This window comes from Mycobacterium gordonae, from assembly GCF_017086405.1.
GTDB lineage: Bacteria > Actinomycetota > Actinomycetes > Mycobacteriales > Mycobacteriaceae > Mycobacterium > Mycobacterium gordonae_D.
In genome coordinates this window covers 1,662,273-1,685,553 of record NZ_CP070973.1, presented here as the reverse complement: position 1 = coordinate 1,685,553, position 23,281 = coordinate 1,662,273, and the positions used below count along the sequence as shown (strand labels likewise).

Sequence of the window (23,281 nt, the reverse complement as noted above, 5' to 3'; positions counted from 1 at the left end):
AGGCGCCAGTGCCCAGCCACGCCAGCTCGAGGATCTCCAAAGTTCTTGTCGCCAACCGTGGCGAGATCGCAGTCCGGGTGATCCGGGCGGCCCGGGACGCCGGACTGGCCAGTGTGGCGGTGTACGCCGAGCCTGACGCCGATGCGCCGCACGTGCGGCTGGCCGACGAGGCGTTCGCGCTGGGCGGCCAGACCTCGGCCGAGTCCTACCTCGACTTCGGCAAGCTGTTGGACGCCGCCGCCAAGTCCGGCGCCAACGCCGTGCACCCCGGCTACGGCTTCCTGTCGGAGAACGCCGACTTCGCCCAGGCGGTGATCGACGCCGGCCTGATCTGGATCGGGCCCAGTCCGCAGTCCATCCGCGACCTCGGTGACAAAGTCACCGCCCGCCACATCGCCGCCCGCGCCCAGGCGCCGCTGGTGCCCGGCACGCCGGACCCCGTCAAAGACGCCGACGAGGTGGTCGCCTTCGCCAAGGAGTACGGCGTCCCGATCGCGATCAAGGCGGCCTTCGGCGGCGGCGGGCGCGGCATGAAGGTCGCCCGCACCATCGAGGAGATACCCCACCTGTACGAGTCGGCGGTGCGTGAGGCCGTCGCCGCGTTCGGTCGCGGCGAGTGCTTCGTCGAGCGCTACCTGGACAAGCCGCGCCATGTCGAAGCGCAGGTGATCGCCGACACCCACGGCAACGTCGTCGTCGCCGGCACCCGCGACTGCTCGCTGCAACGCCGCTTCCAGAAGCTGGTCGAGGAGGCGCCGGCCCCGTTCCTCACCGACGCGCAGCGCAAGGAGATCCACGAGTCGGCCAAGCGGATCTGCAAAGAGGCGCATTACTACGGTGCCGGCACCGTCGAGTACCTGGTCGGCCAGGACGGCCTGATCTCGTTCCTGGAGGTCAACACCCGGCTGCAGGTCGAGCACCCGGTCACCGAGGAGACCGCGGGCATCGACCTGGTGTTGCAGCAGTTCAAGATCGCCAACGGCGAGAAGTTGGACATCACCGAAGATCCGACGCCGCGCGGCCACGCCATCGAGTTCCGGATCAATGGCGAGGACGCCGGCCGCGGCTTCCTGCCCGCCCCCGGCCCGGTCACCAAGTTCCACCCGCCGAGTGGACCCGGTGTCCGCCTGGACTCCGGCGTCGAGACCGGCTCGGTGATCGGCGGTCAGTTCGACTCGATGCTGGCCAAGCTGATCGTGTACGGCGCCGACCGCCACGAGGCCCTGGCCCGCGCCCGGCGTGCCCTGGACGAATTCGAGGTCGAGGGCCTGGCCACGGTGATCCCCTTCCACCGAGCCGTCGTCTCGGACCCGGCGTTCATCGGTGACGACGACGGTTTCACGGTGCACACCCGCTGGATCGAGACCGAGTGGGACAACCAGATCGAACCCTTCACCGGCGGCGAACCCATCGACGAAGAGGAGAGCCGCCCGCGCCACAAGGTTGTCGTCGAGGTCGACGGCCGCCGCGTCGAGGTCTCACTACCGGGTGATCTGGCCCTGTCCAACGGCGCGCCCGACGCCGTCGGTGTGGTGCGCCGCAAGCCCAAGCCGCGTAAGCGGGGCGCGCATGGCGGCGCGGCCGCATCCGGTGACGCGGTGACCGCCCCCATGCAGGGCACCGTTGTCAAGGTTGCCGTCGAGGAAGGCCAGGAGGTCGCACAGGGTGACCTCGTGGTGGTCCTGGAGGCGATGAAGATGGAAAACCCGGTCACCGCACACAAGGACGGTGTGATCACCGGCCTGGCAGTGGAGCCCGGCGCCGCCATCACCCAGGGCACGGTGCTCGCCGAGATCAAGTGAGCACCAACCCCACCCGGCCGGCTCGCGGCATCGCCGAGCGTCCGGTAGTGGGTCAGTTTGAATCCTGACGATGCAGATGGGCATGCGCCGCTTCACCCGCCTCACTAACGGGCTCAGCCAAAAGATGAAGGATCTGGCGTACGCGGTGTCGCTGCATTACATGCACTACAACTTCGCTCGGCCCCACAGGACTTTGACGAAGGCCGCTGGCGGTCGGACCCCTGCTCGACTAAACGCAAACAGGGCCTTGTCGGTGCAGGATGGGACGATGGCGCGTCAACTGTTAACAAGGCTTGCGGCCACAGCGGCCAGACACTTCGAACATGAGAGAGGTGTCGCATGGCGTTGGTAATTGACGCTGCTAAGGACGCTGCCGGCCGCAGTGAAGTGAGCAATGAATATTGGCGTCCCGATGAGGTCCCAGTTGATGTTGACGCAATCGCAAAGATGATGGGCCTCCGCGTCGAGTAAACCTTCCTCCGCGAGGGTGTCTTCGGCATGATCGAGGCACGAGGCGAGGACATCGTCATCTGCGTAGACCTTGACGAGAACCCTGCGAGACAGCAATTCACATCGCGCACGAGCTGGGCCACTTCGTTGAGCGAAGCATTCAGGGACAGCGTGACTTCGCGTTCATCGATGAACGCAGTACAAAGTACGACCTTCACGAGTTCTACGCCGATGAGCTCGCGGGAAATCTACTGATGCCCGCCGATGAGATCAGCAATCTCCGTAAGCGTGGATTCTCCAACTTAGACATGGCCGCGTACTTCTGCGTTTCCATCCCCGCCCTGAATAAGCGGCGTGACCGGATTCAACGGGTAGCTGATTTCATCAGATAGCTTCCCCGCATGACGGACGGCAAAGATGCCCGCGATGGACCGTCTGGGCGCCCTCCCGTCAGGGTGTCCATAGACGATTTCGTTCGGGCGCGTCCATAGATGACCTCGCGAAAACGCCCGCCCCAAAACCCACTCTCACAGTGAATCGCGAATCGAATTGACGCCGAGCGACCCAAGGAAATCGCAGAAGCCCGCACGTATCGGCGCGCGACCGTGAAGTTCACACTGAGGGCCGTCGGCTGGCTGGACGCATTCGCGACCGCCTTCATGATCGCCTACGTGTGGTCTCAGTGGAGCCACATCGAATCTGCCTTGATCATCGCCCATTTCGGCTCACTTTTGGTCCAGTCGATCGGCGTGCTCTACGTGATCAGAAAGTACCTATTCCTTCAGGCGGGGCATACAGATTGTTGACGACGGTCGAAAACTAGGCCACAGACGACGGTGAAAAGTAGGCCACGTGGTCGGTGGTTATTGTGCCGTGTTGTCGGCTCTGGCGGAGGGCAGGGTGTCGATTCCGGTGTCTTTGAGCCGGTAGCTGGAGCCTTTGAGGGTCAGGACGTCGGCGTGGTGGACGATGCGGTCGATCATCGCCGCGGCGACGACTTGATCTCCGAACACGTCGCCCCAGCGGGCGAAGGGCAGGTTCGAGGTCAGAATCAGCGAGGCGTGTTCGTAGCGGCTGGAGACCAGTTGGAAGAACAAGTTCGCGGCGTCCTGTTCGAAGGGGATGTATCCGACCTCGTCGACGACGAGAAGGCCGATGCGGCGCAACTTGGCCAACTCGACGGGCAGTCGCCCCGCGGTGTGGGCGGCCTTGAGGCGAGCGACCCAGTCCACCGCGGTGGCGAACGCGATGCGATGCCCGGTCTGGGCGGCTTTGATGGCCAATCCGATGGCGAGGTGAGTCTTGCCGGTTCCCGGTGGGCCGAGCAGCACCACGTTGCGGGACCTGGCCAGGAACGCACCCGTGCCTAGGTGGGCGACCATGTCCCGGTTCAAGGCCGGTTGGTGATCGAAGTTGAAGTCTTCCAACGACTTGCGCGTCGGAAACCCCGCCGAGCGGATGCGGGTCGCCGCACCGGAGGCTTCCCGGGCCGCGACCTCCCGGGAAAGCACCGCCGCCAGATACTCCTCATGAGTCCAGTTGGCGTCACGGGCTTGCTCGGCGAGCCGGGCGGCGGCGTCGCGGATGCGCGGCGCCTTAAGGGCCTGGGCGTAATGCAGGACGGATTTGATCGGATCCTCGGCCATGATCACGCCACCTCCCCGTCGGAAGTGACTGTTGCCGTGGTGAAGTCGACACCGAACGCGCGGTCGTAGTCGGCCAGATCACGGACCAGGTAATCACCGACCACCGGTGGTGGGCCGGTTTGGAACTGTCGACGCAATGCTGCGGCAGTCGCGACGTGGGTGGGATCGGTCAGCGTTTGTCGTACCGCCCAGCAGCGGTCATGAGCCGCCAGCTGGCGCCCCGCTCGGGTCACCACCACCTGATTCAAGGTGGTCCTCACCTCGACGAGCTGTCCGATCGCATGCGGGTCCACGGAGTAGTCGTTGCCGGCCACCCGCACGTAGTAGTCGCGCCCCAGCCGCACCGAGGTCACCGCCTCGGTGACCGGCGCCACGGGCGGCAACGCCAGCATCTGGGCTCGATCGCCGTCGAGGAAGTCGACCGGACGACCATCGAGGACCCGCACCCGACGGGCGTTGGCGGTCGGAAGCCATTGGCCCAGTTGAGTGTTGAAGTCCGCTGGCGAAGTGAAGCTGCGCCCCGGCAGGAACGAGGTCTCCAAATAGCGGTTGGCTCGCTCCACGATCCCCTTGGATTCGGGGTCATAGGGTTTGAGTTGCACCAGCCGCGACCCGAGCGTGCCCATCAACGCGGTGACCGGATCGGTCAACCGACCGCGGCGTCCGATCCCGGCCTCGTTGTCCCACCACAACTCATGGGGTGCCGCGGTGAAGCTGCCCGAGAGTAGCTGCCACATCCCGGCCACCAGGTCCATCGTCTGACGCGAGGGCAGCATCATTGCGGCGATGAACCGGGAGAACGCCGCGACCATCACCAGCACCGGCAGCATCGCCTCCTGGCCGAACCCGACCGCGATCCTGGGTGCCGGGAACCACAGGTCGCACTGAACCGCTCGCCCCGGAGGATGGTCGAGGCGGTCAACCGGATCGGCGAGCAGGTGCTCCGGGCGGATCGCTCGGACCCGCTCGCGGAACCAGGAGATCGAACCCGTCCACCCGACCCGCTCGGCGAGCACCGTCGCCGGCATCTGCGGATAGGCCGACAGCAACGCCCGGATCCGCGGCTCCACCTCGCTGATCGCCGACGGCGCCGAAGCTCGCTCGTACTTCGGTGGACCATCGCCGGCCAGCGCCCCGGCCACCGTGTCACGCGCGATGCCGAGCTGGCGTGCAATGGCCCGCTGCGACAAACCCTCGCTGCGATGAAGATGCCGGATCAACGCCCAGTCTTCCAAGGAGATCACCCATCCAATCTGATTGGGTGGCCTACTTTTCAACCGTTGCGAGTGGCCGGACTTTCAACCGTCGCCAACAACAGATCTGACCGCCCGAAGGACAGTTCAAACTGACCTACTACCGAGCGTCCGGCATGCCGACGATCCCCCTTGCAATCGCAAGTCACTTTTCAGTTCCGGATCAACCCCGATATCGGTGGCGTACCTCAGCGCCGGTGACGGTATATAACGATTTTCATCGGCGTCCGGGTTTAGCGGCCGCGATCACCATGAAGGCCAGCGCAATCGCACCCACCGCGATCAAGGGTCGCCACCACTGCTCGCCGAGCCAGTAGATATTGGCGCCAACAAGACCCGGATGGTCCGCGTCGCCGAACAGCCAATTGCGCGCGACAGGCGTCGCCAGCGAAAGCACCGTGCCGGCGAGCGTAACGGACAACAGCGCGAAAAGCGTTCTACTTGAGAACTGCCAGGTTCCTAACACGATCAGGTAACTGCCGGTGCCAGCCATGATCAGGCCGGTGACTCCAAGCACCGTTGCCGACTGAATCGCGGTGGCGACACCAAGGATCAGCAATACGACGCCGACCAGGATTGTGGTTCGGGCGATGCCTTTGGTCAAAGACACAACCCGGTATCCGCCCAGCGCCAGGGTCCGCAGAGTGAGTACGGATGGCTTGAGGGCGCTGGGTAGCCACCGAATCGACCCAGCAGCCGCAGACGCGGTCGCGGCAGCCTTTGCAAGGGTTTGCGCCATGAGCGGCGAGCGTCTGTCGGTGACGAAAGTTTCCTCGGCCACCGGGTTCTCGTTCAGTAGAGCATATTTGGCGTCTCCCGGGCTGGCGTCCAACACTTTGCGGGCCCAGCTGCGGGATGCTGTCGGACTCCAGTCCGGTTTGTCGCCAGGCTGCGGATCGATCACTGTGTTGGCCAATCCGTCGAACTCGTCGTCCAAAATTCGTTGTTGCCACAGCTGCGCCAGCCACAGCGCGGTCAGCGGAATACTAGGCGGAATCGCCTGTGTCGGGTCGTCCAGAAATGCCAGCTCGTCGAGCACCATACGCTCGGTCAGCAATTGTTCAGTGCCACCCCCGACGGCCGGAAGTCGGTACCCGGCACTTGGGAACTCTGGCGCACCAAGAGATTTGAGTTGACGAACAAACCATTGCGATCGCTTCTCCAGCTTGGGTGTGCCGACCCTGGTCTGCGCGATCCAGTGCACGCGACGGGGGTTGAGTAGCACGTGGACGAGCCAGCCGGCCCCGTCGAGCCGTCCCCACACCCAGTCATTGACTCGCCAGGACCGCTTATAGAAGGCACCGAAATGATGGAACTGCATACCGGTGAGCTTCTTCTCGGCGGTCCCGAAGTCGGGCGCGAGCAGACTGCGCGTGTCGGCACTCACCTGCACCAGCTCCAAGGGCTCCTCAATGCCGGAGTCTGCGGGCAACATGGCCCGCTGAGTCACGGCCAGATCGAACAGTTTCATCGCTATCGTCGCGCGGTCGCCCCCGGCCCCCAGGTAGTTCAGGTAGGTATCGAGCGCGCCAACACGCTCATGCGCGAGCTGCGAGCCCGGCTCGCCGCCGACGGTCGGAGCAGCGTCTGCGCACAGTCGCGTCAGCGTGTCGTAACCGTTAAACAGCGCCTCCCCGAGCCGGTCCCAGGCGTCGGTTTGCACTGTCAACTGTTGGAGATAGCCGTCGGCGATCAAGGCGGCGGCATCCTTGAGTGAGCCTTCCTGGAGAACCTGGTCCTCACATACCGTGCGAACGAGTTCACCGAGGTCGACGGCGGTGGGCGACGGACCGGCGGCATGAATCGCAGCAGTGAGTGCTGCCAATTCGGCGATATCGGCGTCCGACCGCACCAGGTGGTAGGCCGCTCGAGCGACGGCCAGCGCACTGCCTTTCGCAAGTTCGTAGGCCGGCTGACCATACTGGGAAAGGTCGTCCGTTCGCTCGGGCAGCGGCTGGTTCGGCGGTTGCGACCAACAGCTCAGCATCGCCTGGGTGATGTGCTGCCGGCACGCCTTTTCGATGTCGGCTGTCGCGAGTTCGGCCGCCCAAGTTTGCGGAACTCCGGCGGTGGAGGTGTCTGACGTCAGCGGCCAGCTGTCCAGCTGTCGCAGAAGCGCGTCAGTAAGCTCGCGCGCATGTCTTCTTGCTTCGCTTAGCGCGTAGTCGGTCAGCAGCGGTGGTGTCAGGAGCCTCGAGCCTCGCGGCAGCGTTGCCGCGAGCTCCGCGAGCCGCAGTTTGGCGCCTATCCGCGCCGCGGTGCGATCCTGATGGCCACGGATCGCTCGCAGGTCGGTCGCGATCGACTGGGTGGTGATCGCACCCAGATCCCGTAGCAGGCCGGCGAGCAGCCCGAGCCGCTCGTCGGCGCTGTCCGCTGAAGTCTGCGGGAACAGGGTCGGGGCGGGCCCGGACGACGGGACGACGAAGAGCAGCACCCGGCGCACCGGGCGGCGGGCCGGTCGGTCACAGATACGCTTGAGCAACACGTCGATCGGCCGGTTGTCGAGCAGGCTGCCGTCGGCGACCCAGTGCGGCCGGGTGATATTGGCATAGGGCGCCATCGGGGGTCGAGCCGGGACAGCGCCCTGCGCCGGGGTTCCTTCCATGAAGGGCACGAAGGAGGGCTCGAACGCGAGGGGAAACGCAGCTGAGCTCCGGGCAGCCAGCGCGAGCGCCGAGGCGATACCCGGCTGGGCGAGGTCGGTCTCGGTGAAGGTGAACAGGCCCCGGCGGTTGACGTATTGAACGCGAGTGCCGAACGAGTCGGTGAAGCTGCTTGCCTCCCCGGACAGCAGCGTTGTCGTGACGTAGAGCGTGGTGGACGGGATACGGATGCCGCCGGGAAACTCCGTGGGCGGGAACGGGCCAAGCTCAAGTTTGGGCAGCTGCTTGGCGAAAGTCGCGTACAGCTGCTCGTCGCCGTACAGCAGGGACGGCGTGAACTCGTCCCGGGGGTCGCGCAGCAGGTCGGTCAAAGTGCCGAGATCGAGCCAGAGATCACGAAGGCCGCCCAAGTCAGCGCCTGAGACGCGGGACGAGGCAAGCAAAGCCGCGTTGAGTCCGCCGGCGCTGGTCCCGGAGAGGATGTCGACATCAATGATCATGTCGAGCATGTCGAGGAGCTCGGCGTAAAGCCGCAGGGATTTCACCGAATCGGCGGTGAGCCGGCTATTGGTCGGGAAGGTCCCGCCCGCTCGGCGCCACTGTGACGCTTGCGCGAGCAGATTGAGTTCGCGGGCGACGCCGGCCATCCAAACCGCGAGACTGACCCCGCCCGTCATCATCGTGGCCAGGCGGAGTTCGAGTGTCAGCTGGCTCACCGGTGTCGGCTCTTCAAATGCCATCGAGCGTCCCTCACTGTCGCGTGATTGATTAACCGAGCTGACCTCCGCGGCCAAGATTAGACCGTATGTGTTCGCGGCCCGCGGAGTGGAGCAGTTGCTGGCCGGGCCCCGCACCCGCATTCCATCGGTAACCCGAACGCGGTGAGAGGCCGGCCTTTCCGACAGTCGGGTAAGCAGGCCCCGGCGTCTTGCGAGACGACGAGTGTTGGTTTAGACGTGCATGCACGCGTGCGATGCCTGGCCACACGCGTCCTCAGACACGGCGGCGGGACCGGAAAATCCCTGCCCTACAACAAATCAAGAGGACTTCGTCGCACAGCGGGTTGCGAAGCCAAAGGGAAAGTGGACGGCGACCATGATCCCTGCGAGGGTTGCGAGTGAGTGGAAGGCCGGACGGCCTAGTCTCGCGGATGTGGGACGCGGCAATCCCCGCCTGGTCCGGATAGTGTCATCGAACAGACCATGAGGACGACCAAACCCCTGTGACGGAAACAGAATGGCCCAAAAAGCCGACGCCAGTGGCCGAAAGGCAGTAGGAAACCGCAACTTGGCCGCAACACCCGCATGACCCCGGCGTCGAACTAAGATGCCGACGTTCTCAATTACGCCCCGGCGATGAATGGTTTGGATTTAGGAAATTCGACCTTTGATTCCTTCGACCGTCGCCTATATTCAGTGCAACCGGCCTACGTGGTCGGCTGCGGCTTGCCAGTTCCAGGGCATCCGAAACCGAAAGTCACCCACATGCCCTGCACGAACAGCCCGCCCCACCAGTCAGCAAACGATGGCGCCGGAAGCAACGGCCATGGGTCCGCAATGACGCTGTCCCGCCATCGTTTTGGGCTATTGATCGCCCGCCCTGCCCGGACCTCCCCTCAATTCACGACACCGTCAATTCCGCACCCGGCCACGAAGGGGTCGAGCCGATCGCGGCCAGTTCATCACATGAAAGCAGAAATGTAAGGAGCTGTGACACAATGGATTACGCCCTCTTGCCACCCGAGATCAACTCCGCTCGGATGTACACCGGCCCGGGCGCGGCCTCCCTGTTGGCGGCTGCTACAAGCTGGGACATGCTGGCCGCCGAGCTGGACATCACCGCCCAGACCTACGAATCGGTGATTTCTAGTCTGGCATCTTTGGACTGGTACGGCCCCGCAGCCGAGTCGATGGCAGCCAAGGCCGGCCCCTACATAAGTTGGCTGTACACGACCGCCACCCAAAGCAAGCAAACAGCCATGCAGGCCATGGCCGCGGCGGCAGCCTACGAACAGGCGTTTGCGATGACGGTGCCACCGCCGGTGATCGCCGCCAACCGAATGCAGCTGATGGCCTTGATCGCGACGAATTTGCTCGGCCAGAACACGGCGGCGATCGCGGCCACCGAGGCGCAGTATGCAGAGATGTGGGCCCAAGATGCAACCGCGATGTACGGCTACGCCACGAACTCGACGGCGGCGGCGCAACTATCGCCGTTTTCCTCCCCATCTCAAGTCACCAACCCGGCGGGGCTGAGCGCCCAAAGCGCCGCGGTCGCCCAGGCAACTGCCAGCGCGGCCGCCGCCGACCCCATATCACAGCTATTGACCGCGGTGACCCAGACCTGGCCGGCGCTAGTGGACGCATGGTATAGCGGCATTCTCCCGGAAGATTTCGCCGTGCTCGATGGCCTGTTTGCCGCGTACTCGACGTTCAGCGCAATCGACAGTGTCGAGTCCATCGCCAATGGCATCATCGGAGATGAAGTTTCGTTGGCGCCAGATTTGGCCAGCGCAGTGGAGACGATGCCGGCCGGGGGTTCGGTGCTCGCGGCGGCGCAACAGCCGATCGGTGCGGGCATGGGAGCCAACGCAGTGCTCGCCAGCAGCGGCCGGGCGGGTTCGATCGGGCAACTGGCGGTGCCGGCGAGTTGGGCCGCGCCGGCGACGCGCACCGTCGCGGCGCTGACGCCCGCAGGTTTGACCACGATTACGGGAACCGAAGAAGCCGCGGCCGGTACGCCGGGCGTCCCAGGGATGGCGGTGCCGGCGCCCTCGCGAGCGTCCGGCGTGCTTCCCCGCTACGGGATCCGACTCACGGTGATGGCGCACCCTCCCGCGGCCGGGTGAGTTGGCCCCTAACTCGGGCAGCGGCTCGGCCGGCGCGAAGCAGGGTGCCGTGGGTGCCAATTCCCACGACACCGGTGGCCGCTTCGGCGCGTGCCCCGTGATCGGCTTACCCGACGCCGCGATCACCAGGGCACGGTCCTCGCCGAGACGAGGTAAGCACCCCCGCACCCCTTCTGTGAATGGTGTGAATACGGCTGCAACGTTTGTCGCCCCTGCCCACCGCGGGTAGGGTTCGAAGTAGGTTGAGTTAACAGCCGCCTGGAAACACCGTCCTGTAGGTGCGATTTCCGACCGCGGCACTTCGCACGCTCGATGTGATCCACAGCAACGAATGATCGTCGACTGATGGAGTTCACGATGTCTGTGACCCAAGCATGGCTGAAATGCGAAAATGCCGAGTTCAACGCGCAGTGGGAACACGGTTCGGGCGTGGTCAGCGCCTACGGCGAGCTTGATGCCGCCAACGCCGACCAACTCGCAGAATACGTCGGCCGCTGCCTAACACATTGCCGGTGGCTGACACTGGACCTTACCGGCCTGAAATTCATTGGTACCGCTGGCTTTTCGGCGTTACACCGGATCAACGTGACGTGTTCGGCGGCCGACGTACGCTGGGCCCTGGTGCCCAGCACGGCCGTGTCACGGCTACTACGCATCTGCGACCCCGACGGCGTGCTGCCCACCGTCGAGCCGAAGCGATCCGCGCAGGACGGCCTACTCCAGTTGATCCCGGAGTCGAGCTAGCGACTTGGCCAGCAGCCGGGATACGTGCATCTGCGAGATACCGACCCGCTCGGCGATCTGCGTCTGCGTCATCGACTCAAAGAACCGCAGCACCAACACCATTCGTTCCCGCTCCGGCAGCGCCTCCAGCAGCGGGCGCAACGCCTCACGGTTCTCGATGCGGTCGAGGCCCTGATCGACGTCGCCCAGCGTGTCGGCGATCGCGCGGGCGTCGTCGTCTTCGTTGCCGCCGCCGCTGTCGATAGACAGCGTGTTGTAGGAGCTGCCGGCAACCAGACCCTCCACCACCTCGGCGCGGTCCATACCCAGTTCGGCCGCGAGCTCGGTCGCGGTGGGCGCCCGGCCCAGCCGCTGCGACAACTCCGCGGTGGCAGTGCCCAGCCGTAGGTGCAGTTCTTTCAGCCGACGCGGCACCTTCACCGACCAGCTGTTGTCGCGGAAGTGCCGCCGGACCTCACCCATGATGGTGGGCACCGCGAAAGAAACGAAGTCCGAGCCGGTTTCGACGTCGAAGCGGACGACGGCATTGACCAGGCCGACGCGCGCCACCTGGATCAGGTCATCGCGCGGTTCGCCGCGGCCTTCGAACCGCCGGGCGATGTGATCGGCCAGCGGCAGGCACCGCTCCACTATCTTGTCCTGATGACGCTGGAAATCCGCCGAGCCGGCGGCAAAGCCGGCCAGCTCACGGAACATGTCCGGGACATCGGCGTATTCATTGGGACGCGAATTGGAACCGCCGGCAGTTTGCTCTGTCAACTGGCAGTCACTTACTGGGGGCCGCCCGTCGCGCGGTCAACGAGATGCCGAAGACACTGCCCGCAGCATCGGGCTCGCGACCGTCATGGAATGTCTGGACATCATCGGCCAGCGAGGTCAGGACATGCCAACTGAAGCTGCCCGGAGCCACCACGTCGTGGGTGTCGCAGGCTGCGGAGGCCTCCACCACGAGTTCCTCGTCTCGCGGGTCGACCACCAGGGTCAATATCGCCCCGGGCGTCGCGGAGCGGATCAGCCTCGTGCATGCCTCGTCGACCGCCAGGCGCAGGTCCGCGACGGCGTCGAAGTCCAGATCCTCGAAGGTGCCGATGGCACCGACCAGGGTGCGCAGCATCGCCAGGTTCTCCAGGCGCGCGGCAACGTTGAGTTCGACGGCGCGGTAACCGCGTTGGCGCCCGTCAGCGCGCTGATCCGCATCGGTCATGTGGCCTCCCGGCAATATTCGGCCGACACTACTCCTGGCAGGGGTCCGGGCAGCGGCGCCGGATTGCGGCCCGCCGTGGACCAAGGGGTCGAGCCGGTTGGTCATGATCGCCACCGGGTATTCAACCAGTTGCGGGCGAAGTAGACATAACCGACACAGTCCGTGCGCGCCGCTTGGCGCGCGGCGTGGTTTTTGCCCGGGTGATGCTGGTCGTCGTAATCGTGGTCGCAGTAAGGGTCTGTGCTGTCGCGATTCTGTTCCCCATGATGGGGTGACCACGCTGACGCAAGACTGCCGGTACTCATCATGGTGCACACTTGATACCCCGTTGTCGTCACGGATAAAACTCCGCCGACCAGGTTTTCCGGTGTGACCTTCCCGACGCATCCCCACCCTACCGCCATCCCGGCCCGGGACAACCCCGGCGATTCGCTAGCTGGCCAGCCGCGGGCGCTGGACCGCCGGGCGTTTTGCATACCAGTGCCCTGCTCGGCGATCCGGCGAACCCCGCGCGTGCTCGACTGATGCTGCAGCTGTCAGAGCACCAACGCCGGCCCGGCGATCTGGGGCGCGCTCATCGACAGCACCACCAACATCAACGTCAGCAGGAACCAGCCGGCGCCATGCCAGCCCCACCAGGTGCCCCGGTGTCGCCAGACCCGGTACGTGCGCAGGAAAGCCCACATTCCCGCGATCAGCAGGATCAGCGGACCGCCCAACGCGAGCATCGTCCGCTCCGGCGGACCGCAGGCCACGGTGTCGATGCTGGCTCCGCCACACGTGCTCACCCATAACGCCGCTACCACCAGGAAACCCACCCCGGCCGCGGTGGCCAGGGCGGCGAAGCGGATAGCGGCGTGAACTTCTTTGTCGTCCACTGCCGCGCGATCACCGCGCAATCTCTCGTCTGCTGTGCGCATCGGAGCACCTCTGCATCTCGCTAAAATCGCTCGCGGCAGCTTGCCGATTTTCGTTAGCCGCGGCACATTTTCGTTCAATACCCCGAGCGCCGGCCGGACAAACCGGCTGCGGCCCGTTTCACAGCCGCCGGCACAGCATGGCGTGCAGTCAACGATCCGCCGTTGGCGGCCCCGGTATCCACCGTGAGTAGTATCGGTCCTTATGGCGACAGCCAGGAGGCGGTTATCCCCCGAGGATCGACGCGCCGAACTGCTCGCTCTGGGGGCGGAAGTCTTCGGTAAGCGACCCTACGACGAGGTGCGGATCGACGAGATCGCCGAGCGCGCCGGTGTTTCGCGTGCGCTGATGTACCACTACTTCCCGGACAAGCGGGCGTTCTTCGCCGCGGTGGTCAAGGACGAGGCGGACCGGCTCTACGCGGCTACCAACACCCAGCCGGCCCCGGGCATGACGATGTTCGAAGAGATCCGGATGGGCGTGCTGGCCTACATGGCCTACCACGAACAGAATCCGGAGGCGGCCTGGGCGGCGTACGTCGGTCTGGGGCGCTCCGACCCGGTTCTGCTCGGCATCGACGACGAAGCCAAGAATCGGCAGATGGAACACATCATGAACCGCATCGCCGAGGTGGTGGGAGGTATTCCGGGGCAGGCTGCGCTGGAGCCCGAGGTCGAACGCGACCTTCGGGTGGTCCTGCACGGCTGGCTGGCCTTCACCTTCGAAACCTGCCGGCAGCGGATCATGGACCAGACGCTGGAGGCCGACCGGCTCGCCGATGCGTGCGCGCACACGCTGCTCGACTCGATCGCCCGGGTCCGCCAGATCCCCCCGCAACTGGCCGAGGCCATGGCCACCGCGCGGTTCAAGCCGCAGCTCTGATCCCTTGTCAGTGCCACTTGGCAGCATGGCACGGTGAGCACTTTTTCGGCGCCGCCCGGGTTGGCGCGGTTCAGCGCCATCACCCGCGACTGGTTCGCAAGCACCTTCGCCGCGCCCACCTCCGCGCAGGCGCAGGCCTGGACGGCGATCGCCAACGGCGAGAACACGCTTGTCATCGCTCCGACCGGCTCGGGTAAGACGCTCGCGGCGTTCCTGTGGGCGCTGGACAGCCTCGCCGCCGCGCCGGAGCGGCCACGCGGCACCCGGGTGCTGTACGTGTCGCCGCTCAAAGCGCTCGCGGTCGATGTCGAGCGCAACCTGCGCACTCCGCTGGCCGGACTGACCCGGCTCGCCCAGGCCCGGGGTCTGCCCGCCCCCGACATCAGCGTGGGCGTCCGGTCCGGCGACACTTCACCAGCGCAGCGCCGCCAGCTCATCAGTTCGCCGCCCGACGTCTTGATCACCACACCCGAGTCGTTGTTTCTGATGCTGACATCGGCAGCGCGCGAAACCCTGGCCGGCGTGCAGACGATCATCGTCGACGAGATTCACGCCATCGCGGCCACCAAGCGCGGCGCGCATCTGGCGCTGTCGCTGGAGCGACTCCGGGACCTGTCCCACGACGTGCGGGAGGGGCGGGGGGCTCAGCGCATCGGCCTGTCGGCGACCGTGCGCCCACCGGAGGAGCTGGCCCGGTTCCTGTCCGGGCAGTCACCGACCACGATCGTGGCGCCGCCGTCGGCCAAGACGGTCGAGCTGTCGGTGCAGGTGCCGGTGTCCGACATGGCCAACCTGGAGAACAATTCGATCTGGCCCGATGTCGAGGCCCGGCTGGTCGACCTGATCGAATCGCACAACTCGACCATCGTGTTCGCCAACTCGCGGCGGCTGGCCGAGCGACTAACCGCACGCCTCAACGAGATTCATGCTGAGCGTGCCGGTGTGGAGCTGCCGACGGGCGGTAATGCGCAGGTGGCCGGCGGCGCACCGGCCTACGCGATGAGCAGCGGCCAGAGCTTCGGCGCACCCACCCTGCTGGCCCGCGCGCACCACGGATCGGTCAGCAAGGAACAGCGCGCCGTCGTCGAAGAGGACCTCAAGACCGGACAGCTGAAGGCGGTGGTGGCCACCTCCAGCCTCGAGTTGGGTATCGACATGGGCGCGGTTGATCTGGTGATCCAGGTGGAGGCGCCGCCGTCGGTGGCCAGCGGCCTGCAACGCATCGGGCGGGCCGGCCACCAGGTCGGCGAGATCTCCCGCGGTGTGCTTTTCCCCAAACACCGCACCGACCTGATCGGTTGCGCGGTCAGCGTGCAACGGATGCTCACCGGGCAGATCGAGACCATGCGGGTGCCTGCGAACCCGCTCGACATCCTGGCCCAGCAGACGGTGGCCGCGGCTGCACTGGAGCCCCTGGACGCCGACCGCTGGTTCGACACCGTGCGACGCAGTGCACCGTTCGCGACCCTGCCGCGCAGTGTGTTCGAAGCGACCCTGGATCTGCTGTCCGGCAAGTACCCGTCCACCGACTTCGCCGAGCTGCGGCCGCGGCTGGTGTATGACCGCGATAACGGCACGCTCACCGCGCGGCCCGGCGCGCAACGGTTGGCGGTCACCTCCGGCGGCGCCATCCCGGACCGCGGGCTGTTCGCCGTCTACCTTGCCACCGATTCTGAAAAGCCTTCGCGGGTAGGCGAACTCGACGAGGAGATGGTGTACGAGTCCCGTCCCGGCGATGTCATCGCGCTGGGAGCCACCAGTTGGCGCATCGTCGAGATCACCCACGACCGGGTGCTGGTGGTGCCCGCGCCCGGGCAGCCGGCACGTTTGCCGTTCTGGCGCGGCGACAGCGCCGGCCGCCCCGCCGAGCTCGGCGCCGCCCTGGGTGCACTCACCGGCGAACTGGCCGCACTGACCCGGGAGGAATTCGACAAGCGTTGCGCGAGTTTGGGTTTCGATGAGTACGCGCGGGACAACCTGTGGGGACTGTTGGACGAGCAGCGCTCCGCGACCCGGGTGGTGCCCACCGATATGACACTGCTCGTCGAGCGGTTCCGAGACGAGCTGGGTGACTGGCGGGTGGTGCTGCACTCGCCTTACGGTCTGCAGGTGCACGGGCCGCTCGCGCTGGCGGTGGGCCGGCGCCTGCGCGAACGCTACGGCCTGGACGAGAAGCCGACCGCATCCGACGACGGCATCGTGGTGCGGCTGCCCGACACGGGCTTCTCCGCCGACGGGGAGGCGCCGCCGGGCGCCGAGCTGTTCGTCTTCGACCCCGATGAGATCGACCCGATCGTCACCGCCGAGGTCGGCGAATCGGCGCTGTTCGCGTCGAGGTTCCGGGAATCGGCCGCCCGCGCCCTGCTACTGCCGCGCCGCCATCCCGGCCGCCGGTCGCCGCTGTGGCAGCAGCGTCAGCGCGCCGCGCGGCTGCTGGACGTCGCGCGCAAATATCCCGACTTCCCGATCGTGCTGGAGACGATCCGCGAATGTCTGCAAGACGTCTACGACGTCCCGACGCTCACCACCCTCATGGCGCAGATCGCCCAGCGCAAGGTCCGGGTGTTAGAGGCCGAAACCGACCGTCCTTCACCGTTCGCCGCGTCGCTGCTGTTCGGTTACGTCGGCGCGTTCATGTACGAGGGCGATGTCCCGCTGGCCGAGCGCCGGGCGGCGGCCCTGTCGCTGGACAGCTCCCTGCTGGCCGAACTGCTCGGCCGCGTCGAACTGCGCGAGCTGCTCGATCCAGACGTCATCGCCGGGACCGGGCGCCAACTGCAGCACCTGTCGTCCGACCGCGCCGCCCGGGACGCCGAGGGCGTCGCCGATCTGCTGCGTCTGCTGGGGCCGCTGACCGAGGAGGAGGTGGCGGCGCGCGCGAATGCGCCGGACGTCGGGGGCTGGCTGGAGGGTTTGCGCGGCGCCCGGCGGGCGCTGACGGTGTCATTCGCCGGCCGGGACTGGTGGGTCGCCGTCGAGGACATCGGCCGGCTCCGCGACGGCGTCGGGGCGGCGGTCCCGGTGGGCCTGCCGGCGGCTTTCACCGAATCGGTGGCCGACCCCCTCGGTGAGCTGCTGGGCCGTTACGCGCGCACCCACACCCCGTTCAGCACCGCCGAGGCGGCCGCCCGGTTCGGGTTGGGGTTGCGCGTGACCGCCGATGTACTGGGCCGGCTGGCCTCCGACGGCCGGGTGGTGCGCGGGGAGTTTGTCGCCGCGACATCCACCGGCGTGGGATCCGAGCAGTGGTGCGATGCCGACGTGCTGCGGATTCTGCGCCGCCGCTCCCTGGCCGCGCTGCGGGCCCAGGTCGAGCCGGTCAGCACCGCCGCCTACGGGCGCTTCCTGCCGGCCTGGCATCAGGTGGGCGGATCCGATGCCGGGGTGGACCGGCTGGCGTCGGTGATCGATCAGTTGGCCGGCGTGCGGATTCCGGCGTCGGCGCTGGAGCCGCTGGTGCTGGGGCCGCGCGTGCGCGACTACTCCCCCGCGATGCTCGACGAATTGCTCGCCACCGGCGAGGTCACCTGGTCGGGTGCGGGGTCGATCTCGGGCAGCGACGGCTGGATCGCACTGCATCCCGCCGACTCCGCGTCGCTGACGTTGGCGCCTGCCACCGAGATCGAGTTCACCGAGGCGCACCGCGCGATTCTGGACGCCCTGTCCGGCGGCGGCGCGTTCTTCTTCCGCCAGCTTGCCGGCGCCGGTGGCTCCGACGCCGAGTTGAAAGCCGCTCTGTGGGAACTGGTTTGGGCGGGCTGGATCACCGGCGACACTTTTGCTCCGGTGCGCGCACTCCTGGGCGGCAGCACGGGCCCGCGTAAGCGCTCGGCGCCGGCGCACCGCACTCAGCGCGCGCCACGGCTGAGCCGCTACAGCGTGGCACACGCGCAGGTACGCACCGCCGACCCGACGGTGGCCGGACGGTGGTCGGCGCTGCCTGCGCCGGAGCCGGACTCCACGCTGCGGGCCCATTTCCAGGCCGAGCTGTTGTTGAACCGGCATGGCGTGCTGACCAAGGGGGCGGCCGCCGCCGAAGGCGTGCCGGGCGGGTTCGCCACCCTCTACAAGGTGCTCAGCGCATTCGAAGACGCTGGGCGCTGCCAGCGCGGCTACTTCGTCGAGTCGCTGGGTGGTGCGCAGTTCGCGGTCGCCTCGACCGTCGACCGGCTGCGCAACTACCTCGACGGGGTCGATCCGCAGCGACCGGACTACCGCGCCGTGGTGCTGGCCGCCACCGACCCGGCCAACCCGTACGGCGCGGCGTTGCCGTGGCCCGGTTCCCACGCCGAGGGCGCGGCGCGGCCGGGCCGCAAAGCGGGAGCACTGGTGGTGCTGGTGGACGGCGAGCTGTGCTGGTTCTCCGAACGCGGTGGACGCTCGCTGCTGACGTTCACCGACGACCCCGACGCCAGCCATGCGGCGGCCGTCGCCCTCGCCGAACTCGTCTCCGCCCGACGGGTGCCGTCTCTTCTGGTGGAGCGGGCCAACGGGGTGTCGGTACTGACGTCCGACGGACCGGCCGCGGCGGCGCTGGAGGCACTGGTCGGCGCCGGGTTCTCCCGCACGCCACGCGGATTGCGGCTGCGGTAGCGCGATGCCCGAAGGCGACACCGTCTGGCACACCGCGGCCGTGCTGCGGGAGCACCTGGTCGGTCGCACCTTGACGCGCTGCGATGTGCGGGTGCCCAAGTTCGCCACCGTGGACCTCACCGGGCAGGTGGTCGACGAAGTCCTCAGCCGGGGCAAGCACCTGTTCATCAGGGTCGGGCCGGCAAGCATTCACTCCCATCTCAAGATGGACGGAAGCTGGCGGGTCGGCCGTCAGCGGGTGGATCACCGGGCACGAATCGTTCTGGAAGCCGGTGATATTCGAGCCGTCGGCATCGATCTGGGTGTGCTCGAGATCCTCGAGCGCGACCAAGACGGCGCCGCCGTCGCGCATCTGGGGCCGGACCTGCTCGGCGACGACTGGAACCCTCATGTCGCCGCCGCCAACCTGATCGCCGACCCGGACCGCCCGATTTCCGCCGCACTGCTGGACCAGCGTGTCATGGCCGGGGTCGGCAACGTCTACAGCAACGAGTTGTGTTTCGTCTTCGGACATCTGCCCACCACGCCGGTGCGCGACATCGCCGATCCGCGGCGGCTGGTCTCGCGCGCCCGAGAGATGTTGTGGACCAATCGTTCCCGGCGCAACCGCACCACCACCGGTGACACCCGGGCGGGCCGGCAGGTGTGGGTGTACGGGCGGGCCGGACAGCCGTGCCGACGGTGCGGCACCCCGATCTCCCACGACGGCGAGGCCGAAAGGGTGCGGTACTGGTGTCCCTCGTGCCAGCGATGAGCTGTGCTCACTCGCGGCCGTGCGTGAGGAAGAACTCGGCGATCACCTGCGAGCCGTCGAACACCCGGGTGGTGGCCCCGATGACCGTCTTGGGCAGATACTGCTTGCCGCCCGGCCAGGTGTGCCCACCCTTCTCGATCTGATACAGGATCACTTCGGTGCCCTCGGCGCACCCTTCGGAGTCGTACCGGCGCACCACGGTCCCGTCGTTGACCGGCGGCATTTCCTCGACCGTCGGAGGGCCCTGACAGCGGTCGACGGCGCGCCACCGGTCCAGGAGGCTGGCAACCGAAATGGCGTGGCTCAGCCCGCCGCGGCCGCGGACGTCGCCGCCGTTGTAGGGCACCACCGGATCGCCGGTGCCGTGCGCATCCAGTACCGACACCGGTCGCGAAGGGTTGCATGAGACGCCGACGCCCAGCGTGCCGGAGATCGGCGCGATCGCCGCGAACACATCGGCGCGTTCGCAGGCCAGCCGGTTGGACATGAAGCCGCCGTTGGACATGCCGGTGGCAAACACATGCCCGGTCGGGACGTGGAAGTCGTCGCGCAGCTTGGTCACCAGGGAGACCAGGAAGCCGACGTCGTCGAGACGTTTGCGGTCAGCCGGCGCCGCGCCGCGCCCGTCGGCCCAGCTCTTGTCGTAGCCGTCGGGGTAGACCACCAGCAGGCCGTTGGCGTCGGCGACCGAGTCGAAGTCGGTCAGCCCGCGCTGACCGGCCCCCGTGCCGCCGCCGCCGTGCAGGTTGAGCACCAAACCGACCGGCGGGCCCGGCGGCACGTGCACCACGTAGGTCCGGTTCAGGCCCGCGTAGGGAAAGATGCCCGCCTGATCGCGCGCACGCGCCGCCGCGACCTGCCGCTCGTTGCAGCCGACCAGACTGGCGAGCAGAACGGCCAGCAGGAGCAGTCGCACCCGGGGCATGCGGTCAAACGTACCGACTCCGCTCACCCCGCTGAGGGGGGACGGGTCATGAAGGTGCCCTTGAGCTCCAGACCCATGGCCAGGTCCTCGTACTTCGGCTCCTTGCGCTTGCGCCAGCCGCTGCCGGCCGAGATGGGCGGGGCCATCAGCGGCGGCAGCATCGGGAAATCGGCGCCGGCATCCGCGGCCGGTAGCGGCGACGCCGCCGAGGCGAGCTGCACCGGCAGGTGCGCACCGGTCAGCACCGCGGTGGCGGCCGGCGGCGCGGACAGACTTCCCATCGACACCGCCACACCCATCGCTGCCGCCGGTTGCGCCGCGGTCAGGTTCGCGGCGGTGTCTGAGAGCGTGTCGGCCGCCACCCCCAGCGCCGATTCGCCCTCGGACAGGCCAGCGGCGATGTCCGGGGCCACGGATTGCAGGGCCTGGGCCGAACTGAACTGCGCGAAGTAGCTCAGCATGTTGATCGGAAACCCGGACGATATGAACTGGTTGGCGTAGGTATTGGCCAACCCGAACCAGCCCTGGTTGGGGTCGAAGGTGACGCCGATGGCCTGCAGGATCGTATCCACCGGGGACACCGGCGGGGCGACCGCGTCGGCGGGCGCGACCGCGGCCGCCGCGTTGGCCAGGGCGGACGTCACGCCTGTCGACGTCGCCGAGGCTGCTGCGGTGTGCACGGCTTCGGCTTGCGCCGCGGGTCCTTCCGGGGTGCTGATCAGTGGCGGCGACGTGAACACCGGCAGTTGCAGGGCCTGCGCGGAGGCCGCGTGGTAGCGGTACATGGCGGAGGCGTTATTGACCCACATGCGTTCGTACTGCGCCTCGGTTTCGGCGATCGCGCCGAGGTTCTTGCCCAGGCCGTTGGTGGCCAGCAACCGGGCCAGCTGGATCCGGTTGTCGCTGACCACCGACGGGTGCACCACGCCGGCCAGCACGGAACCGAAGGCTCCCGCGGCGGCCTGGGCCGACGAACCTAGTGCCAGACACTGTTGCGCGGTGTTGCCCAGCCAGGTCAGATAGGTTCCCACCGCTTGGATCATGGCCGTGGCGGCCGGGCCGTGCCAGGCTTCGCCCACCGTCGCCAACACGGGCGAATATGCGCGGATAGACTCCTCGAGGTCGTATCCGAGCCGCTGCCAGGCGTACGAGGCCTCGATCAGCGGTCGCGCTCCGGGGCCTGAGTGGATCAGCGCCGAGCTGATCTCAGGTGGCAGGCTGATGAAATCCATGCCATACACAATGTCAACTCAGGTAAATTTTTGCGAAACATTGCGTTGACTTCGAAGGGAAATACCTCGGAACATTGTGCGTCGCCGGCGCCCCGGGGTTACGAGATCGCGTCGACGGCGGCTGCCAAGCGTGGCCGGAACTCTTCGGGCACCGCCACGTATCCACTGTCGGCCAGCCCGCTCTGACCTGCGCCGGTGGCACTTTGCAGGAACGCCTTGACGGCCGCGCCGACGAGCGCGTCGGGGTACTTGGAGCAGACGATCTCGTAGGTGGCAAGCACGATCGGGTAAGAGCCGGGCTGGTTGGGCCGATAGAAGGAGATGGTGTCGAAGGCCAGGTCGTTGCCCTCCCTGGCGAACCAGGCGGCCGAGATCGTCCTGCCCACCGTGCCGGTGCCGATGCCAACCGGCTCGGGTCCGGCCGAGGTCACCACGTTGGCCACGTTCAAATGCTGTGCCAGCGCGAAAGACCATTCCACGTAAGTGACCGAACCTTCGGTCCGGGCCACGGCCGCAGCGACACCGTCGCTGCCCGCTGCGCCCGCCCCGACGCCGCCGTTGAAAACCTTTCCAGCGCCCCTGCCCCAGGCGTCGCCGGCGGCGGTGTCGAGATACCTCTGAAAATTGTCGGAGGTTCCGGACTCGTCGCTGCGGAACATCACTCGGATCGGCTCGGCGGGTAGTGCGACACCGGGATTCAACGCCTGGATCGCCGGCGCGTTCCAGGTGGTGACAGCCCCGTTGAAGACTTTGGCCGCGGTCGGTCCGTCCAGGTTCAACGACGTCACTCCGGCGACGCGGTAGGCGATGGCGATCGGTCCGAACACCACCGGCAGGTTCCAGACCGGTGAGCCACAGCGCTGTTGTGCCGCGGCATACTCGGCCTTGCCCAGCGGTGAGTCGGATCCGGCGAAATCGGTTCGGTTATCCAGGAATTCGCTGATTCCGGCGCCGGAACCGTTGGCGGTGTAGGTCAAAGTGTGGCCGGGGCATTGCTGTTCGAATGCCTTGGTGAAACGGGCTATCGCGTTTGCCTGGGCGGTGGAGCCGCTGGCCTTCAAGGTGGGCCGGCCAGGGCAGTCCCGGGTCACCGCCGACGTGCTACCGGTGGCGCTGCCCGCCGCGGAGTCGTTGTCCCCGGCGCACGCCGACAATGTCGCCGCGCCGATCATCAAAGTCGTCAGAGCGGCGCCGAACCGGTTGCGAGTCAATTCAATTCCTTGACGGTTACCGCCGAAACCGCGGTCTGGCTGGCGATCATGCGGCATCGTAGCAAGTTCAGATCGTTGGGATTTGTTCTCGACGGTGGCTGCACCCGTACGGATTTGATGATTTCAACTGCAGTTTCCGACGGGTTCACGGTCCGGTCAGCTGGCGGCACCAGCGTCACGCATTTGATGGGGATGTGGCGTGTGCGGTTGTGT

General features: G+C 66.9%; 18 protein-coding genes and 1 pseudogene. 9 read left to right on the top strand and 10 right to left on the bottom strand.

Annotation, left to right across the window (positions count from 1 at the left end):
* The first annotated feature begins 8 nt into the window (after window positions 1-8).
* From JX552_RS07135 to JX552_RS07125, 4 genes and pseudogenes are all read left to right on the top strand, one after another.
* Window positions 9-1,802, top strand: a complete 1,794-nt coding sequence (locus JX552_RS07135; protein ID WP_205876706.1) for an acetyl-CoA carboxylase biotin carboxylase subunit — start codon at window positions 9-11, stop codon at window positions 1,800-1,802.
* Window positions 1,803-1,866: 64 nt separating this feature from the next.
* A pseudogene (locus tag JX552_RS34010) lies at window positions 1,867-2,154 on the top strand (hypothetical protein); the annotation flags it as partial.
* Window positions 2,155-2,368: 214 nt separating this feature from the next.
* Complete coding sequence (locus tag JX552_RS34005) at window positions 2,369-2,644, top strand: ImmA/IrrE family metallo-endopeptidase (protein WP_205878290.1); 276 nt, start codon at window positions 2,369-2,371, stop codon at window positions 2,642-2,644.
* A gap of 213 nt (window positions 2,645-2,857) precedes the next feature.
* A complete protein-coding gene (locus JX552_RS07125; protein ID WP_205876705.1) occupies window positions 2,858-3,058 on the top strand; it encodes a hypothetical protein in 201 nt (66 codons plus the stop codon).
* 57 nt (window positions 3,059-3,115) lie between these two features.
* Here JX552_RS07125 and istB read toward each other — a convergent pair whose 3' ends face one another.
* From istB to JX552_RS07110, 3 genes are all read right to left on the bottom strand, one after another.
* Window positions 3,116-3,898: an IS21-like element helper ATPase IstB gene (gene istB / locus JX552_RS07120; RefSeq protein WP_205873160.1), complete on the bottom strand. Its 783-nt coding sequence runs from the start codon at window positions 3,896-3,898 to the stop codon at window positions 3,116-3,118.
* A 2-nt stretch (window positions 3,899-3,900) separates the two neighbouring features.
* Complete coding sequence (istA, locus tag JX552_RS07115; protein WP_205873161.1) at window positions 3,901-5,142, bottom strand: IS21 family transposase; 1,242 nt, start codon at window positions 5,140-5,142, stop codon at window positions 3,901-3,903.
* A 226-nt stretch (window positions 5,143-5,368) separates the two neighbouring features.
* On the bottom strand, window positions 5,369-8,497 hold the full coding sequence (locus JX552_RS07110; RefSeq protein ID WP_205876704.1) for a patatin-like protein: 3,129 nt from the start codon (window positions 8,495-8,497) through the stop codon (window positions 5,369-5,371).
* Window positions 8,498-9,474: 977 nt separating this feature from the next.
* Here JX552_RS07110 and JX552_RS07105 point away from each other — a divergent pair.
* Together JX552_RS07105 and JX552_RS07100 are read left to right on the top strand one after the other, a co-directional pair.
* Complete coding sequence (locus tag JX552_RS07105) at window positions 9,475-10,605, top strand: PPE family protein (RefSeq protein ID WP_205876703.1); 1,131 nt, start codon at window positions 9,475-9,477, stop codon at window positions 10,603-10,605.
* 345 nt (window positions 10,606-10,950) lie between these two features.
* The gene (locus JX552_RS07100; RefSeq protein WP_431195930.1) at window positions 10,951-11,349 is read left to right on the top strand and encodes an STAS domain-containing protein; all 399 of its coding nucleotides are present in this window, start codon (window positions 10,951-10,953) and stop codon (window positions 11,347-11,349) included.
* Here JX552_RS07100 and JX552_RS07095 read toward each other — a convergent pair.
* The 3 genes from JX552_RS07095 to JX552_RS07085 form a co-directional block, all read right to left on the bottom strand.
* Window positions 11,320-12,108 carry an RNA polymerase sigma factor SigF gene (locus JX552_RS07095; RefSeq protein WP_205876701.1) on the bottom strand — a complete coding sequence of 263 codons (789 nt, stop codon included), beginning with the start codon at window positions 12,106-12,108 and terminating at the stop codon, window positions 11,320-11,322. The two genes, JX552_RS07100 and JX552_RS07095, sit on opposite strands and share 30 nt — an antisense overlap.
* 7 nt (window positions 12,109-12,115) lie before the next feature.
* Window positions 12,116-12,553: an ATP-binding protein gene (locus JX552_RS07090; protein WP_065133659.1), complete on the bottom strand. Its 438-nt coding sequence runs from the start codon at window positions 12,551-12,553 to the stop codon at window positions 12,116-12,118.
* A 536-nt stretch (window positions 12,554-13,089) separates the two neighbouring features.
* Window positions 13,090-13,473, bottom strand: a complete 384-nt coding sequence (locus JX552_RS07085; RefSeq protein WP_205876700.1) for a hypothetical protein — start codon at window positions 13,471-13,473, stop codon at window positions 13,090-13,092.
* Between the two features lie 202 nt (window positions 13,474-13,675).
* Between JX552_RS07085 and JX552_RS07080 the strand changes: the two genes are divergently transcribed.
* Genes JX552_RS07080 through nei2 form a run of 3 tightly spaced genes read left to right on the top strand, consistent with a single transcriptional unit; the run spans window position 13,676 to window position 19,700 of the window.
* Window positions 13,676-14,353 (top strand): TetR/AcrR family transcriptional regulator, encoded by a 678-nt coding sequence (locus JX552_RS07080; protein WP_205876699.1) that lies wholly within the window; start codon window positions 13,676-13,678, stop codon window positions 14,351-14,353.
* 33 nt (window positions 14,354-14,386) lie between these two features.
* The gene (locus tag JX552_RS07075; protein ID WP_241010938.1) at window positions 14,387-18,946 is read left to right on the top strand and encodes an ATP-dependent helicase; all 4,560 of its coding nucleotides are present in this window, start codon (window positions 14,387-14,389) and stop codon (window positions 18,944-18,946) included.
* Between the two features lie 4 nt (window positions 18,947-18,950).
* Window positions 18,951-19,700 (top strand): endonuclease VIII Nei2, encoded by a 750-nt coding sequence (gene nei2 / locus JX552_RS07070; RefSeq protein ID WP_205876698.1) that lies wholly within the window; start codon window positions 18,951-18,953, stop codon window positions 19,698-19,700.
* Between the two features lie 7 nt (window positions 19,701-19,707).
* Here the strand turns inward: nei2 and JX552_RS07065 are convergent, their stop codons facing one another.
* The 4 genes from JX552_RS07065 to JX552_RS07050 all read right to left on the bottom strand — a co-directional run bounded on the left by JX552_RS07065 (window position 19,708) and on the right by JX552_RS07050 (window position 23,247).
* Window positions 19,708-20,625, bottom strand: coding sequence for a CE1 family esterase (locus JX552_RS07065; RefSeq protein ID WP_205876697.1), 918 nt, complete (start codon window positions 20,623-20,625; stop codon window positions 19,708-19,710).
* 23 nt (window positions 20,626-20,648) lie between these two features.
* On the bottom strand, window positions 20,649-21,857 hold the full coding sequence (locus JX552_RS07060; RefSeq protein WP_205876696.1) for a PPE family protein: 1,209 nt from the start codon (window positions 21,855-21,857) through the stop codon (window positions 20,649-20,651).
* Window positions 21,858-21,955: 98 nt separating this feature from the next.
* Window positions 21,956-23,068, bottom strand: a complete 1,113-nt coding sequence (gene pstS / locus JX552_RS07055; protein WP_205876695.1) for a phosphate ABC transporter substrate-binding protein PstS — start codon at window positions 23,066-23,068, stop codon at window positions 21,956-21,958.
* Complete coding sequence (locus JX552_RS07050; RefSeq protein WP_205876694.1) at window positions 23,065-23,247, bottom strand: hypothetical protein; 183 nt, start codon at window positions 23,245-23,247, stop codon at window positions 23,065-23,067. Before JX552_RS07050 ends, pstS begins: the two co-directional genes overlap by 4 nt.
* Between the last annotated feature and the right edge of the window lie 34 nt (window positions 23,248-23,281).